The sequence below is a fragment of the Bradyrhizobium canariense genome (assembly GCF_019402665.1).
GTDB classification, from domain to species: domain Bacteria; phylum Pseudomonadota; class Alphaproteobacteria; order Rhizobiales; family Xanthobacteraceae; genus Bradyrhizobium; species Bradyrhizobium canariense.
Genome location: NZ_VSST01000056.1, coordinates 169,281 through 184,757 on the forward strand (window position 1 = coordinate 169,281; position 15,477 = coordinate 184,757).

The 15,477-nt window shown below is 62.8% G+C and carries 13 protein-coding genes; 3 read left to right on the forward strand and 10 right to left on the reverse strand.

What is annotated here, in order from left to right; translation table 11 throughout:
- Positions 1 to 122 precede the first annotated feature (122 nt).
- The 10 genes from rpoB to FXB41_RS28635 form a co-directional block, all read right to left on the reverse strand.
- The gene (gene rpoB / locus FXB41_RS28590; RefSeq protein ID WP_007602996.1) at positions 123 to 4,238 is read right to left on the reverse strand and encodes a DNA-directed RNA polymerase subunit beta; all 4,116 of its coding nucleotides are present in this window, start codon (positions 4,236 to 4,238) and stop codon (positions 123 to 125) included.
- Positions 4,239 to 4,720: 482 nt separating this feature from the next.
- Positions 4,721 to 5,098, reverse strand: a complete 378-nt coding sequence (gene rplL, locus FXB41_RS28595; RefSeq protein WP_007602994.1) for a 50S ribosomal protein L7/L12 — start codon at positions 5,096 to 5,098, stop codon at positions 4,721 to 4,723.
- Positions 5,099 to 5,152: 54 nt separating this feature from the next.
- Complete coding sequence (gene rplJ / locus FXB41_RS28600) at positions 5,153 to 5,671, reverse strand: 50S ribosomal protein L10 (RefSeq protein WP_035995742.1); 519 nt, start codon at positions 5,669 to 5,671, stop codon at positions 5,153 to 5,155.
- Positions 5,672 to 6,248: 577 nt separating this feature from the next.
- The gene (locus tag FXB41_RS28605; RefSeq protein ID WP_007602991.1) at positions 6,249 to 7,196 is read right to left on the reverse strand and encodes a 2-hydroxyacid dehydrogenase; all 948 of its coding nucleotides are present in this window, start codon (positions 7,194 to 7,196) and stop codon (positions 6,249 to 6,251) included.
- A gap of 90 nt (positions 7,197 to 7,286) precedes the next feature.
- Positions 7,287 to 7,979, reverse strand: a complete 693-nt coding sequence (gene rplA / locus FXB41_RS28610) for a 50S ribosomal protein L1 (RefSeq protein WP_007602988.1) — start codon at positions 7,977 to 7,979, stop codon at positions 7,287 to 7,289.
- Between the two features lie 6 nt (positions 7,980 to 7,985).
- Positions 7,986 to 8,414: a 50S ribosomal protein L11 gene (gene rplK, locus FXB41_RS28615; protein ID WP_007602986.1), complete on the reverse strand. Its 429-nt coding sequence runs from the start codon at positions 8,412 to 8,414 to the stop codon at positions 7,986 to 7,988.
- 130 nt (positions 8,415 to 8,544) lie between these two features.
- On the reverse strand, positions 8,545 to 9,099 hold the full coding sequence (nusG, locus tag FXB41_RS28620; RefSeq protein WP_007602985.1) for a transcription termination/antitermination protein NusG: 555 nt from the start codon (positions 9,097 to 9,099) through the stop codon (positions 8,545 to 8,547).
- Positions 9,099 to 9,290, reverse strand: a complete 192-nt coding sequence (gene secE, locus FXB41_RS28625; RefSeq protein WP_007602984.1) for a preprotein translocase subunit SecE — start codon at positions 9,288 to 9,290, stop codon at positions 9,099 to 9,101. The genes nusG and secE overlap by 1 nt, the downstream gene beginning before the upstream one ends.
- Positions 9,291 to 9,666: 376 nt before the next feature.
- Entirely contained in the window at positions 9,667 to 10,959 is a 1,293-nt protein-coding gene (locus FXB41_RS28630; protein WP_311985920.1) for a methyltransferase domain-containing protein, read from the reverse strand.
- 52 nt (positions 10,960 to 11,011) lie between these two features.
- A complete protein-coding gene (locus FXB41_RS28635; RefSeq protein ID WP_007602979.1) occupies positions 11,012 to 11,599 on the reverse strand; it encodes an SIS domain-containing protein in 588 nt (195 codons plus the stop codon).
- Positions 11,600 to 11,761: 162 nt separating this feature from the next.
- On the opposite strand from FXB41_RS28635, the gene FXB41_RS28640 reads away from it, so the two are divergent.
- From FXB41_RS28640 to FXB41_RS28650, 3 genes are all read left to right on the forward strand, one after another.
- Entirely contained in the window at positions 11,762 to 12,790 is a 1,029-nt protein-coding gene (locus FXB41_RS28640; protein ID WP_007602976.1) for an SDR family oxidoreductase, read from the forward strand.
- 83 nt (positions 12,791 to 12,873) lie between these two features.
- Entirely contained in the window at positions 12,874 to 14,445 is a 1,572-nt protein-coding gene (locus FXB41_RS28645; protein WP_007602965.1) for a PfkB family carbohydrate kinase, read from the forward strand.
- 27 nt (positions 14,446 to 14,472) lie between these two features.
- Positions 14,473 to 15,474 (forward strand): NAD-dependent epimerase/dehydratase family protein, encoded by a 1,002-nt coding sequence (locus FXB41_RS28650; RefSeq protein WP_007602964.1) that lies wholly within the window; start codon positions 14,473 to 14,475, stop codon positions 15,472 to 15,474.
- Positions 15,475 to 15,477: the final 3 nt, after the last annotated feature.

Sequence of the window (15,477 nt, forward strand, 5' to 3'; positions counted from 1 at the left end):
CTCCTCGCGTGCCGGTCGCCTCCGGCAGCAAATTCGAAAATCACTATGCGGGGCGCCCTGCCCTCGCGATTCGAGGACTGGGCGCCGATGCCCGGCCATTCAGGCCGGGCATGAGGGTCGTATTACTCGGCCGCTTCCGCCGTCCCCGGTCCGACCTTGGAATTGTGCAAGTCGACGTTGAGGCCGAGCGAGCGCATTTCCTTGACCAGCACGTTGAACGATTCCGGAATACCGGCCTCGAAGGTGTCGTCGCCACGCACGATCGCCTCGTACACCTTGGTACGGCCAGCGACGTCGTCCGACTTCACGGTCAGCATCTCCTGGAGCGTGTACGCCGCGCCGTAAGCCTCGAGCGCCCACACTTCCATTTCGCCGAAGCGCTGGCCGCCGAACTGCGCCTTGCCGCCCAGCGGCTGCTGGGTAACGAGCGAGTACGGACCGATCGAACGCGCGTGGATCTTGTCGTCGACGAGATGGTGCAGCTTGAGCATGTAGATGTAGCCCACCGTCACCTTGCGGTCGAAGGCATCGCCGGTGCGGCCGTCATAGACGGTCGACTGGCCCGAAGCGTCGAGACCGGCAAGCTTCAGCATCTCCTCGATGTCGGCTTCCTTGGCGCCGTCGAACACCGGCGTCGCGATCGGAACGCCGCGGCTCAGATTGTGGCCGAGCTCGATCAACTCGTTGTCGTTGAGCGACTTGATCGTCTCGTCCTCGCCGTAGACCTTCTTCAAGGTTTCCTTCAGCGGCCTGATGTCCTGCTTCGACAAATAGGCATCGACCGTCTGGCCGATACGCTTGCCGAGGCCGGCACATGCCCAGCCGAGATGGGTCTCGAGGATCTGTCCGACGTTCATGCGCGAGGGCACGCCGAGCGGATTGAGCACGATGTCGGCATGCGTACCGTCTTCGAGGAACGGCATGTCCTCGATCGGCACGATCTTCGACACCACGCCCTTGTTGCCGTGGCGGCCGGCCATCTTGTCGCCGGGCTGGATCTTGCGCTTCACCGCGACGAAGACCTTGACCATCTTCATCACACCGGGCGGCAATTCGTCACCGCGCTGAAGCTTTTCGACCTTGTCGAGGAAGCGCTGTTCAAGCCCCTTCTTCGACTCGTCGTACTGCTTCCGCATGGCCTCGATCTCGGCCATCAGCTTGTCGTTCGGCGAAGCGAACAGCCACCACTGCGACTTCGGGTACTCCTCGAGCACCGCACGGGTGATCTTGGTGTCCTTCTTGAAGCCTTTCGGACCGGCGATGCCCTGCCGTCCTTCGAGCAGCTCGGCAAGGCGGTTGTAGACGTTGCGGTCCAGGATCGCCTGCTCGTCGTCGCGGTCCTTGGCCAGACGCTCGATCTCTTCCCGCTCGATCGCCAGCGCACGCTCGTCCTTGTCGACGCCGTGCCGGTTGAACACGCGCACTTCGACGATGGTGCCCTGCACGCCCGGAGGAACGCGCAGCGAGGTGTCGCGGACGTCGGAAGCCTTCTCGCCGAAGATGGCGCGCAGGAGCTTTTCTTCCGGCGTCATCGGGCTTTCGCCCTTCGGCGTGATCTTGCCGACCAGGATGTCGCCGGCGCGCACTTCCGCGCCGATGTACACGATGCCGGCTTCGTCGAGGTTCTTCAGCGCTTCTTCCGAGACGTTCGGAATGTCGCGGGTGATTTCCTCGGGTCCGAGCTTGGTGTCGCGGGCCATCACCTCGAATTCTTCGATATGAATCGAGGTAAACACGTCTTCCTTCACGATCCGCTCGGAGAGCAGGATCGAGTCTTCGAAGTTGTAGCCGTTCCACGGCATGAACGCGACGAGCACGTTCCGGCCGAGCGCGAGCTCGCCGAGATCGGTCGACGGACCGTCGGCGATGATGTCGCCCTTCTTGACGATGTCGCCGACCTTCACCAGCGGACGCTGGTTGATGCAGGTCGACTGGTTGGAGCGCTGGTACTTCATCAGCCGGTAGATATCGACGCCCGACTTGGTCGGATCGAGATCTTCGGTGGCGCGGATGACGACGCGGGTCGCGTCGATCTGGTCGATCACGCCCGAACGGCGCGCCGCGATCGCAGCACCCGAGTCACGCGCAACCACGCCTTCCATGCCGGTGCCGACGAACGGCGCTTCGGCGCGAACCAGCGGCACCGCCTGGCGCTGCATGTTCGAGCCCATCAGCGCACGGTTGGCGTCGTCGTTCTCGAGGAACGGGATCAGCGCGGCTGCGACCGAAACGAGCTGCTTCGGCGACACGTCCATGTAGTCGACCTTGTCCGGGGTCACCGGCAAGACTTCGCCGGCGTGACGGCAGACCACGAGGTCTTCGGTGAAGCGGCCCTTCGGATCGAGCGGCACGTTGGCCTGCGCGACCGTGTAGCGGCCCTCTTCCATTGCCGAGAGGTACACGACCTCGTCGGTGACGCGGCCGTCCTTGACCTTGCGATACGGGGTCTCAACGAAGCCGTACTTGTTCACGCGCGCGAAGGTCGCGAGCGAGTTGATCAGGCCGATGTTCGGACCTTCCGGCGTCTCGATCGGGCAGATGCGGCCGTAATGCGTCGGATGCACGTCGCGCACCTCGAAGCCGGCGCGCTCGCGGGTCAGACCGCCCGGTCCAAGCGCCGACAGGCGGCGCTTGTGGGTGATCTCCGACAGAGGGTTGGTCTGGTCCATGAACTGCGAGAGCTGCGAGGAGCCGAAGAACTCGCGCACGGCAGCGGCCGCCGGCTTCGCGTTGATCAGGTCCTGCGGCATGACCGTGTCGATGTCGACCGAAGACATGCGCTCCTTGATCGCACGCTCCATGCGGAGCAAGCCGATGCGGTACTGGTTCTCCATGAGCTCGCCGACCGAGCGCACACGGCGGTTGCCGAGATGGTCGATGTCGTCGATCTCGCCCTTGCCGTCGCGCAAGTCCACCAGCGTCTTGATGACGGAGAGGATGTCTTCCTTGCGCAGCGTGCGCTGGGTGTCGGGCGCATCGAGGTCGAGGCGCATGTTCATCTTGACGCGGCCGACGGCCGAGAGGTCGTAGCGCTCGGCGTCGAAGAACAGCGACTGGAACATCGCCTGCGCCGAATCCAGCGTCGGCGGCTCGCCGGGACGCATGACGCGGTAGATGTCGAACAGCGCGTCCTCACGCGTCATGTTCTTGTCGGCCGAGAGCGTGTTGCGGATGTAGGCGCCGACATTGACGTGGTCGATGTCGAGCAGCGGCAGTTCCTTGTAACCCTGCTCGTTGAGAGCCTTCATCGACTTGTCGGTGATCTCTTCACCGGCTTCCGCGTGGATCTCGCCGGTCTTGGGATTGACGAGGTCCTCGGCGATGTAGTTGCCGACGAGCTCCGCATCCGACAGGCGCAGCGCCTTCAGACCCTTCTCCTGCATCTGACGCGCACCGCGCACGGTGAGCTTCTTGCCGGCTTCGAGCACGACCTTGCCGGTATCGGCGTCGATCAGGTCGTTGATGGTCGAGTAGCCGCGGAAACGATTGGCGTCGAACGGAACGCGCCAGCCTTCCTTGATCCGCTTGTACTGGATCTTCTTGTAGAAGGTGCTGAGGATCGCCTCGCCGTCGAGACCGAGCGCGAACATCAGCGACGTCACCGGAAGCTTGCGGCGACGGTCGATACGCGCATAGACGATGTCCTTGGCGTCGAACTCGATGTCGAGCCAGGAGCCGCGATACGGGATCACGCGGGCGGCGAACAGCAGCTTGCCCGACGAATGGGTCTTGCCCTTGTCGTGGTCGAAGAACACGCCCGGCGAACGGTGCATCTGCGAGACGATGACGCGCTCGGTGCCGTTGACGATGAAGGTGCCGTTCATCGTCATGAGCGGGATATCGCCCATGTAGACGTCCTGCTCCTTGATGTCCTTGACCGACTTCGCGCCGGTTTCCTCGTCGATATCGAACACGATGAGGCGCAGCGTCACCTTGAGGGGAGCCGCGAAGGTCATGCCGCGCTGGCGGCACTCGTCGACGTCGTATTTCGGCGGCTCGAACTCGTAGCGGACGAATTCCAGCATCGAGGTGCCCGAGAAGTCGGAGATCGGGAACACCGAGCGGAACACCGCCTGCAAGCCCTCGTCCGACCGTCCGCCCTGGGGCTCGTCGACCATCAGGAACTGGTCATAGGACGCCTTCTGAACCTCGATGAGGTTCGGCATCTCGGCCACTTCCTTGATGTGTCCGAAGAACTTGCGAACGCGTTTGCGACCGGTGAATGTCTGCTGCGCCATCGTGGCCTCTCATTTTCGTCGCCCGATTTGGGCGCGTCCTCCGGAACGCGGCGACCGCCGCTCCCCGGGTTGAATTTTTCGAACCCGTCTTGGGGGCCGGAGACTCAGTTTCAGGCAGGAATGTCCTGAATCTGTTCTTCAGACCTTCAAAACGCAAAACGACGCGCGGGGCGCAGGAGCGCGCCCGCCCGTCACAACCATCCTCTTCACGGACTGCAAAAGCCCGAAATAGCTTGCTCTCCCAACGGCTTACAGGGAATGCGGCATCCCTGCCCACCGCGCTTTCGTGCTGCCGACCCGATATGGGGCGACATTAGTGCAGATTCGAGGGACAAACCCTCAAATCCCCACACTTTTTCGTGTTCGGCCTGCGTCGGGTCGTTCCGTCGCACGCCTCTTGCATCCAGCCCACCCTTTCGGGGAGTGGACCGAGACCCCGGTTGCGATGATGCGCACCGGGATCTCGTGCCAGTAAGCGTTGCTTACTTGAGCTCGACCTTCGCGCCAGCCTTCTCGAGCTGGGCCTTGAGCTTCTCGGCTTCGTCCTTGTTCACGCCTTCCTTGACAGGCTTGGGCGCGCCCTCGACGAGGTCCTTTGCTTCCTTCAGGCCCAGGCCGGTGATGGCGCGGACTTCCTTGATGACCTCGATCTTCTTGTCGCCGGCGGCGGCAAGAACGACCGTGAACTCGGTCTTCTCTTCGGCCGGAGCGGCGGCAGCGCCACCACCAGCCGGGCCGGCCACGGCGACAGCCGCGGCAGCCGAAACGCCCCACTTCTCTTCGAGGAGCTTCGCGAGTTCGGCAGCTTCGAGCACGGTGAGGCTCGAGAGGTCGTCAACGATCTTCTGCAGGTCAGCCATTGTTCAGTTTCCTTGAATGTAAGTCTGGTTCGGGTTTGAGTTTTGCGAAGGGCGTCAGGCCGCTTCGCCCTTTGAGGCATAAGCCTGGATGACGCGCGCGAGCTTGCCCGCGGGCGCGTTGGCGAGCTGAGCGATCTTGGTCGCCGGGGCCACAAGCAGGCCGACGATCTTGGCGCGCAGTTCGTCAAGCGACGGCAGCGAGGCAAGTGCCTTCACGCCGTCGACATTCAGGACGGTCTTTCCCATCGAGCCGCCAATGATGACGAACTTTTCGTTCGCCTTGGCGAATTCGACGGCGACCTTTGGCGCCGCTACCGGATCGTCCGAGGTGGCGATCACGGTCGGTCCCTTCAGCATGGGGCCGATGGCAACGACGTCAGTGCCTTCAAGAGCAATTTTGGCGAGACGGTTCTTCGAGACCTTCACCGAGGCGCCAGCCTGCTTCATCTGCATGCGCAGCTTCTGCATCTGGGCAACGGTCAGGCCGGAATATTGGGCAACGACCGCGACGCTCGTGGTCTTGAAGACCCCATTGAGCTGTTCGACCGCTTCCTTTTTTGCCGCTCGTTCCACAGCAAGCTCTTTCCGGTTGGCGGTCATCGCGAAAGCGGGACCGCCGGGTTGCACCCATCGTCCCGCCCAAACCTGAACCTCAGGGCCAAACCCATCGGACACGCCGGGCAAGACGACAATTCAAAGCCTGCCCTCCGGGAGCCCGTTAGGGCCCACGGCGTGTCGAGGTCCGAACCAAACCCATTCCGCAACCGACCCTAAGGTGGCCACGAAGTGAAATCCGGTCTTCACCCGTCTATGCAGGCCATGCGATTAAGCCGTTGAGAAATCGAAATTCCCCGCGGGCGCCTGCAGTCTTGGACAGGACAAGGTCAGCCGGCGAACCGCCCGACCTCTGCCCGCATCCCACACCCGACGAATTTCCCTCCTTTTCCAGCCAATCCTCACGGACGTCCTGAAAAGGAATGATCTCCATCGCTTGTTTTCGGAATGCGTGCACGAACGCGCCAGCCGAGGCCGGCACGTCCGGAAGAGGTTCTTTAACCGCCCGGGGCCTGCTTGCCAAGAGCAAAATTCACACCAGTTCCAATCCGTTGCCGCTCGCGCTTAACCATGGCCGACAAGGGCCGGTTTCCGCTCATTTGACCTCATAAGGCAGCGGCCTGCCTTCGAAAAACGCGGTCAGGTTCGCCAGCACGCAGTTCTGCATGGCTACGTGCGATTCGAGGGTGTGGCCGCCGATATGGGGGGCGAACACGACATTTGGGAGCGCCGTCAGCGCGTCCGGGGCGTGCGGTTCCTGGTCGTAGACGTCGAGACCGGCGCCGGCGATGGTCTTTTCGGTGAGCGCCACCACCAGGGCTTTCTCGTCGATCACCGAGCCGCGGGAGATGTTGACGATATAGCCGTCCGCCCCGAGGCGCTTGAGGATATCGGCGCCAACGGCATGCTGGGTCTCGGCCCCTGCCCGGACCGCGATCATCAGCACGCTACACCAGTCGGCGAGCGCCTCCAGCGTCGGAAAATATTGATAGGGCAGATCGTATTTGCTGCGGCTGAAATAGCCGATTTCGCTCTCGAAGGATGCGCAGCGCGCTGCGATCTTGCGGCCGATCTCGCCCATGCCGTAGACGCCGATGCGGCGGCCCGGCATCCCGGCCTGCGGGCGCATCATCGGCGAGGGCTTTGACGCGGCCCAATCGCCGCTTCGGACGTACTGGTCGGCCACCAGGATTCGCCGCGTCGCCGCGAGCATCAGGGTCATCGCGATGTCGGCGACCGAGGCCGCATTGGCGCCCGGGCTGTGTCCGACTGCGACGTTGCGGGCAGCAGCGGCCTTCAGGTCAACACCGTCATAGCCAGTGCCGTAGCAGACGATGGCGCCGAGCTTCGGAAACAGGTCCATCGCCTCCGCACCCATTGGCGTGCCACCCGCGGTGAGCACCGCGCGGATGCCGCCGAGCGCGTCGGCCGAAAACACCTCCCGCGCCGGCCTGCCGCCGGTGTCGAGCAGCTCGAACCGCTCGGCGAAGCGCGCCATCATCGTCTTGGGAAAGCGCGAGTAGATCAGGACCTTGTCAGTCATTGTTCTTGTTTCCGGTGAACGCCGTCACAAACGACGAGGGGCGGAATCGGTTGCCCAATTCCGCCCCTCGCCTCATGTCATTTCCAAACCTCAGCCGAGAATAGTACCCGGCTCGACCTTCACGCCGGGGCCCATCGACGAGGACACCGCAACGCGCTGGATGTAGGTGCCCTTGGAACCGGCCGGCTTGGCCTTGGAGACTGCGTCCGCCAGAGCCTTGATGTTCTCGACCAGTTTTTCCTCGGTGAACGAGGCCTTGCCGACGCCAGCCTGCAGGATGCCAGCCTTCTCGACGCGGAACTCGACCGAGCCGCCCTTGGCGCCCTTCACCGCACCGGTGACATCCATGGTCACGGTGCCGATCTTCGGGTTCGGCATCAGGCCGCGCGGGCCGAGCACCTTACCGAGGCGGCCGACCAGCGGCATCATGTCGGGGGTCGCAATACAACGATCGAAATCGATCGTGCCGTTCTGCACCTTCTCGACCAGGTCCTCGGCGCCGACGACGTCGGCTCCCGCAGCCTTGGCCTCGTCGGCCTTGGCGCCGCGGGCGAACACGCCGACGCGAAGCGTACGGCCGGTGCCGTTCGGCAGGGTCACGACACCGCGGACCATCTGGTCAGCGTGACGCGGATCGACGCCGAGATTGATCGCGACCTCGATGGTCTCGTCGAACTTCGCTTTCGCGCGTTCCTTGACCATCTTGATGGCGTCCGCGAGCGGGTAAAGCTTTTCGCGATCAATACCTTCGCGGGCTTTGTTCAAACGTTTTCCGATTGCCATGAGCCCTTACCCCGCCACTTCCAGACCCATCGAGCGGGCAGAGCCCTCGACCATCTTCATGGCCGATTCGATGGAATCGCAATTGAGATCCTTCATCTTCTTCTCGGCGATCTCGCGCACCTGCGCCTTGGTCACCGCGCCGGCCTTGTCACGGCCCGGCGCCTTGGAGCCGGACTGGATCTTGGCAGCCTGTTTGAGGAAGAAGGACATCGGCGGCGTCTTCATCTCGAACGTGAAGGAACGGTCCGCATAGATGGTGATGACCACTGGGATCGGGGTGTTCTTCTCTTCCTTCTGGGTCTGGGCGTTGAACGCCTTGCAGAACTCCATGATGTTGAGACCGCGCTGACCGAGCGCGGGACCGATCGGGGGCGAAGGATTCGCCGCACCGGCCGGGACCTGAAGCTTCAGGTATCCGGTCACTTTCTTTGCCATGTATCACTCCTGTTGGGCCGGCCTGGGCCGGCGGTTTCAGGTTCGTGGTCTGGGTCGGATGCGGCTGGCAACCGCCCTCTCCCTCCCACGGCCTCTTGTTGCGCGAGACCGAAGTCTCGCGCCTACCCGATCAGACCTTCTCGACCTGACCGAATTCCAGTTCGACCGGCGTGGCGCGGCCGAAGATCGACACCGCGACCTTCACGCGCGAGCGCGCCTCGTCGATTTCCTCGACCACACCCGAGAACGAGGCAAACGGGCCATCGGCCACGCGGACGTTCTCGCCGATCTCGAACGACACCGACGCCTTCGGCCGCTCCACGCCCTCCTGCACCTGGTGCAGGATGCGCATGGCCTCGGCTTCCGAGATCGGCATCGGCTTGTTTTCCGCGCCGAGGAAGCCGGTCACCTTCGGCGTGTTCTTGATTAGATGGAACGCCTCATCGGTCAGCTTCATCTTCACCAGCACGTAGCCCGGGAAAAACTTGCGCTCGGCATCGATCTTGCGGCCGCGGCGCACTTCCGTGACCTTCTCGGTCGGGACCAGCACCAGCTCGAACAGCTCCTCGAGCCCGCGCTGCTTGGCCTGCTCGCGGATCGATTCGGCGACCTTCTTCTCGAAGTTCGAATAGGCGTGGACGATGTACCAGCGCTTGTCAGACAATTGAGCCGTTGCTGTTGCCATCAGTGAATGCCCAGAAGGAAGGTGATGAGGACGCGGATGATCTGGTCGGCGGCGAAGAAGAAGATCGAGGCCACGGCGACCATCACGAACACCATGATGGTGGTGATCGTGGTCTCGCGGCGGGTCGGCCAGGTGACCTTGGCGGTCTCCGAGCGCACTTCCTGCAAGAACTTGAACGGGCTGACTGCCATCGTTTGATGTCCAACGTCCGTCGACAGACGCGAATGAATTTCAGGGATCCGAACAGCCGCCGTTGGCCCAGCCCTCTGTCTCGAAGGATGAGCCGGAATCCGGGCTCGATTGTTCGGGGATTTCAAAGCCGCGCCGGAGATCCGCGTCTAACGGGCCGGCTGCGAGTGCGCGGTATCTACTGCGGATGGGGCCAAAGGTCAAGACAGGGAGGGCTGGCGCGAGCAAAACGACCTCCACAGGCGACCGACCAGAGATCAGGCCAATCAAGGGCTTATCTGCCGCCTGCAATCCGCCGTCCCAAGGGGCGCAGCCGGTTCCTGGCAGGACGAGACCACCGGGCCCGTCATCTGCCGCCCCATTAGCGCCTCCTCAAGGTCAGTCGGCCCGGTCGATCGTCGAAATGCCCGGCAACGGCACAACGAACTTTCCGCCCTCGGCGAAATAGCCGGCATGCTTGGCCCGGATCGGGTCCACGTAGCGCCAGGCGAAGACGACGACGAACGCTGGCTTGCGCTCGTAAAGGGCGGCGGGCGGCAGGATGGGGATGTCGTATCCCGGGCCGGCCATCACGTTCGCCTTCTTGGGATCGTCGTCCACCAGGAAGTCGATCTTGTTCTCCAGGCCGAACTGCGGCAGCAGGGTCGTGGTCCCGACCGAGACGCCGTAGCCGGCCACGAGTTGACCGCGCGCATGGGCGGCATCGGCCATCGCGACCAACTCGTCGCGGATGGCGGCGATCCTCTTCGCATAGGGCACATAGTAGCCCGGCTGGTCGACGCCGAGCCGATCTTCCTCGGCGATGAAGCGCGCGACCTCAGCGGACGGCTTCTTCGCGCCGCCGGCACGCTGCACCGTCACCCGGATCGAGCCGCCCTTGGTCTCGATGTGCTGGACGTCGATCACTTCCATGCCGAGCCGCGCGAAGAAGCGCGTCAGCGGCTTGATGTTAAAATACGACAGATGCTCGTGATAGACGGTGTCGAGAAGGTTCTTCTCGGTGACGTCGAGGCCATACTGCGTTTCGAAAACGAACAGCCCGTCCGGCGCAAGCACGTCGCGAACCCCGATCACCAGCGGGTCGAGATTGTCGACATTTGCGATCATGTTGTTGGCGATCACGACGCTGGCCGCGCCGTGGCTTTGCAGGATGCGGCGACCGATGGCATCGGTGAAGAAATCGCCGATGGTCTCGATTCCTGCTTCCGTCGCACGCCGCGCGATGTCGACGGCGGGATCGACACCCAGCACCCGCATGCCGCGCTCCCTGAAGAAACCGAGCAGCGATCCGTCGTTGCTGCCGAGCTCGACGACCAGCGAGCCCGGCGCGACGGCGAACCGGCTGACGACGTCGTTGGCATAGCCTGCGAAGTGCTCCCGCAGGCCAAGCGAGAGCGAGGTGGTATAGACGTAGTTGCGGTACTGGATCTCCGGATTGCCGACGTGGAGAATCTGCAGGTGGCCGCAGTCTGCGCACAGGTGCAGCGCCATCGGCACCGCGGCCCGAAAGACAGAATCGTCGGCGCTTGCATCCGGCACCTGGAAGTTCGGGGTGCCGATGGGCATGCCCGCCATCGGGACGACAAGCTCTTGCTTGTCCGAATGACAGAGGCGGCAGGTATGGCGGACGTAAAACAGGTTTTTCATCGTAGGACCGTAAAACGGAGACATGCGAGCGGGTGAGGCAATCTCACCCCGTGGTGATCAGATCGACGGCACCGCCTCAGGACGCCGGATATTCCGCGCCACCGATGATGAGGTCGATCGCGGCCATCATCCAGAACTGATGCGTGGTCTCGACGATGTTGTAGCTGCGGCTGTCGACGTAATAATTGACGTCGCCGAGATTGCGCAGCGGATTCTCGGCGTTCATGCCCGACAGCGTGATCACATCGAGCTTCATCGCCCGCGCCTGCGCGACCGCATTGAGAATATTCTTCGAGCGTCCCGACGAGCTGATCGCGACGAGGCAATCGCAGGCGCGGGCGCTCAGCCGCACAGCATGCGCAAGCCAGTGCTCGAAACCGTAATCATTGGCAAGACACGACATCATGCTGGCATCGCTGAAGCAGAGTGCGGGCACCGATGCGTTCTTCGCCAGATCGATCGCGAGATGGGAGGCGATGCCGGCCGAGCCTCCATTGCCGATGAAGATGACTCGGCCGCCCTGCTCGCGCGCGCGCAACCAAGCCGTGCGGGTGGCGGAAATCCTGGCGAAAACCCCGTCGTCAACCGCCGTCGCGCGATGGAGGCGCCCCACATAATCGTCGAGGAAGGCCTTGTGATCGGGATTGATGGGCTCCACAGGCATGGGTTGGCAGCTCGACGGCAACATGGCGCCCCTGATACCGGCTATCACCAGCGATTGCAAAGCTATATTACCATCGAAGTCGACCAACAGCCGATTCGGTTTCCACCTTCACTCAACATTGGCGGGCCTGTTTCGCTGGGCATTCGCATCACGGATGTTCCTATGAAATGCATCGTTACCGGTGGCGCGGGCTTCATCGGCAGTCACCTCGTCGACCGCCTCCTCGACGACGACCATGAGGTCGTCGCGCTCGACAATTTCGTGATCGGACGCCCCGAAAATCTGGCCTCGCGTGTCGATTCTGGTCGACTGAAGATCGTGCGGGCCGACGTCACCGAACTCGAATCGATCAAGCCGCATTTCGACGGCATCGACTGGGTGTTTCATCTCGCCGCGCTGGCCGACATCGTCCCCTCGATCGAGTCCCCGATCCCGTATCACCGCGCCAATGTCGACGGCACGATCAACGTTCTCGAGGCTGCCCGGCAGGCCGGCGTCAGCCGCTTCGTTTATGCTGCGTCGTCCTCCTGCTACGGAATTCCCGATGTCTATCCGACGCCGGAGAGCGCTGAGATCCGACCGATGTATCCTTATGCCCTCACCAAGAATCTCGGCGAGCAGTGCGTCATGCACTGGTGCCAGGTCTACAAGCTGCCCGCGGTCGCGCTGCGCCTGTTCAACGTGTACGGGCCGCGCCATCGCACCACGGGCACCTACGGCGCCGTGTTCGGCGTGTTCATGGCGCAGAAGCTCGCCGGCAAGCCCTTCACGGTGGTCGGCGATGGCGAACAGACCCGCGACTTCACCTTCGTCAGCGATGTCGCCGATGCTTTCGTGACCGCCGCGCGCTCCGAGGTCTCGAACGAGATTTTCAACGTCGGCTCCGACAACACCTACAGTGTCAACCGGCTGGTTGAGCTTCTCGGCGGCGACAAGGTCCACATTCCCAAGCGTCCCGGCGAGCCCGATTGCACCTATGCCGACATCACCAAGATCAAGCGGATCCTGAAATGGACGCCGAAGGTAAGATTTGAGGACGGGGTCGCGACGATGCTGAATTCGATGGATCAGTACAAGGACGCTCCCCTGTGGACAGTGGACAAGATCGCGGACGCCACGAAGGACTGGTTCAAATATCTCGCAGACAACAACGACGCGCCATCCGGCGCGCCGCAGAAGGCAAGCCAGTGAACAGGTTCGCCGGGTATCGTTGCCGCGAATCGATCAATTCCGGGCCGCCCGGCTGAGGCCGGCCGGCGCTTTAGGTAATTCACATGGGCTATATTCCGACCGACAATCCCGCGTTGAACGACCAACTGGCGGAGCACGAAAAGATCAGGACAATCGAGGAACTGGGCGAGATCGCGCGCTCCGCGCAAGCGCGGGGCCGGAAGGTTGCACTCTGCCATGGCGTCTTCGACCTCGTGCATCTCGGCCATATCAGACACATCCAGGCGGCGCGCAACGACGGCGACGTCGTCATGGTCACGATCACCGCCGACCGTTACGTCAACAAGGGACCCGGTCGGCCGATCTTCCCCGAAAACATGCGGGCCGAGATGCTGGCCTCGCTCGCGACCGTCGATTGGGTCGGCATCAATCACACTTCCAGCGCCGAGCCGATCCTGGATACGGTGCGGCCGGACATCTATGTGAAGGGGTCTGACTATGAAAACCCCGAAGACGACGTAACCGGCAAGATCCGGACCGAGCGCGACGCCGTCGAGCGTCACGGCGGGCGCATCGTGTTCACGCGCGACGTGACATTCAGCTCCTCGTCGCTGGTGAACCGGTATTTCGACATCTACGATCCTCCCCTCCGCGACTACCTGCAAAAAGTCCGTGAAGGTGGCGGCGCCGATCGCCTGCTGAAGCTGATCGACAAGGTGCAGGACATGCACGTCGTGCTGGTCGGCGACACCATCATCGACGAATACCAGTACGTCACGGCGCTCGGAAAGGCCTCGAAGGAAAACATCGTCGCCACGCTGTTCAAGAGCGGCGAGCAATTTGCGGGCGGCGTCATTGCCGCGGCGAACCATGTCGCGAGCTTCTGCAAGTCGGTGGAGGTCGTCACGACGCTTGGTGGCAACGACTACCCTGAGGAGTTCATTCGGGCGCATGTCCGCCCGAACGTCACGTTGACGCCGATCCGCCTTCAGGGCCGTCCGACGACCCGCAAATCGCGGTACGTCGAGCTCGGATATCTGCACAAGCTCTTCGAAGTCTACACCATGGACGACACGCCGCTCGACGAGGCCGATCGGAAGGAGATCGACCGTATCACGACGGAGCGCGTCCGTGGCGCGGACGTGGTGATCGCCACCGATTTCGGTCACGGCATGATCGCGTCGAGCACGATCGACACCCTGATCGCCAACTCCAGATTCCTGGCGGTCAATGCCCAGAGCAACAGCGGCAATCACGGCTACAACCTGATCACGAGGTATCCGCGGGCCGACTACATCTGCATCGACGCGCCGGAGGCGCGTCTGGCTGCAAGCGACAAGTTCAGCGACATCGCGTCCGTGATCGAGGCCGGCTTGCACGGCAAGATCGACTGCGACAACATGATCATCACGCACGGCTCCTTCGGCTGCTACCCCTTCTCGTCGAAAACCGGCGTCACGCGCGTCCCCGCCTTCACCAAGACCGTCGTCGATACCGTCGGCGCGGGCGACGCCTTCCTAACGATCACCGCGCCGCTGGTTGCCGCCGGCGGCAATATCGAGGACGTCGCCTTCATCGGGAACGCAGCCGGCGCGATCAAGGTCGGGATCGTCGGCCACCGCAGCTCGGTCGAAAAGGTGCCGCTGGTCAAGTTCGTCACCGCGCTGTTGAAGTAGCGCGACGGCAGATACTGGAGAACGACAGTGATTGGTCGAAAATGGAATGTGATGGTCACCGGTGGTGCCGGCTATGTCGGTAGCGTGCTGGTTCCCCAGTTGCTCGCTGCGGGCCACAAGGTCACCGTGCTCGACCTGTTCATGTATGGCGAGGACGTGTTCGATGCCGTCCGCGACAATCCCAATTTGCGCCTGATCAAGGGTGACATCCGTGACGAAGCCGCGATCAACGAGGCCCTGCGCGGCAACAACGCCGTAATCCACCTCGCCTGCATCTCCAACGACCCGTCGTTCGAGCTGGACCCGGGGCTCGGCAAGTCCATCAACTACGACTGCTTCCGGCCGATGGTGCGCGCCGCCAAGAAGGCTGGCATCAAGCGCTTCATCTATGCCTCCTCGTCCAGCGTCTACGGAATCAAGGACGAAGCCGAGGTGACCGAGGACCTGTCCTGCGAGCCGCTCACGGACTACTCGAAGTTCAAGGCGATGTGCGAGACCGACCTAGCCGACGAGGCCGCGTCCGGGTTCGTCGCCTGCACGGTTCGCCCCGCCACCGTCTGCGGCTACGCACCGCGACAGCGGCTCGACGTCGTCGTCAACATCCTGACTAATCTCGCGGTTAACACCGGCCGCATCCGCGTGTTCGGCGGAACGCAGCGCCGGCCCAATTTGCACATCCAGGACATGTCAGCCGCTTATCTGTTCCTGCTCCAGCTGGATGACGCAAAGATCGACGGCAAGACGTACAATATCGGCTACGAGAACCACTCGCTGATGAAGATCGCCGACATCGTCAAGTCGGTGGTCGGCAGCAATGTCGATGTCGTCGTCGAGCCGACCGACGATCTCCGCTCCTACCACGTTTCTTCGGAGAAGATCCGGCGCGAGCTCGGCTTTGCGCCGTCCCATACGATCGAGCAGGCCGTGTCCGGCCTCGTTGACGCTTTCAAGGCGGGCCACCTGCCGAACTCGCTTAACGACCCCCGGTACTTCAACATCAAGATGATGCAGAACATCAGCCTGAAGTGAGCG

Coding starts and splice junctions, on each gene's coding strand:
- FXB41_RS28605 (WP_007602991.1), bottom strand. CDS start 7,196: ATGACTGACAAGGTCCTGATCTACTCGCGCTTTCCCAAGACGATGATG.
- secE (WP_007602984.1), bottom strand. CDS start 9,290: ATGGCAGTCAGCCCGTTCAAGTTCTTGCAGGAAGTGCGCTCGGAGACC.
- nusG (WP_007602985.1), bottom strand. CDS start 9,099: ATGGCAACAGCAACGGCTCAATTGTCTGACAAGCGCTGGTACATCGTC.
- rplL (WP_007602994.1), bottom strand. CDS start 5,098: ATGGCTGACCTGCAGAAGATCGTTGACGACCTCTCGAGCCTCACCGTG.
- FXB41_RS28630 (WP_311985920.1), bottom strand. CDS start 10,959: ATGTCTCCGTTTTACGGTCCTACGATGAAAAACCTGTTTTACGTCCGC.
- FXB41_RS28640 (WP_007602976.1), top strand. CDS start 11,762: ATGAAATGCATCGTTACCGGTGGCGCGGGCTTCATCGGCAGTCACCTC.
- rplK (WP_007602986.1), bottom strand. CDS start 8,414: ATGGCAAAGAAAGTGACCGGATACCTGAAGCTTCAGGTCCCGGCCGGT.
- rplA (WP_007602988.1), bottom strand. CDS start 7,979: ATGGCAATCGGAAAACGTTTGAACAAAGCCCGCGAAGGTATTGATCGC.
- FXB41_RS28635 (WP_007602979.1), bottom strand. CDS start 11,599: ATGCCTGTGGAGCCCATCAATCCCGATCACAAGGCCTTCCTCGACGAT.
- rpoB (WP_007602996.1), bottom strand. CDS start 4,238: ATGGCGCAGCAGACATTCACCGGTCGCAAACGCGTTCGCAAGTTCTTC.
- FXB41_RS28645 (WP_007602965.1), top strand. CDS start 12,874: ATGGGCTATATTCCGACCGACAATCCCGCGTTGAACGACCAACTGGCG.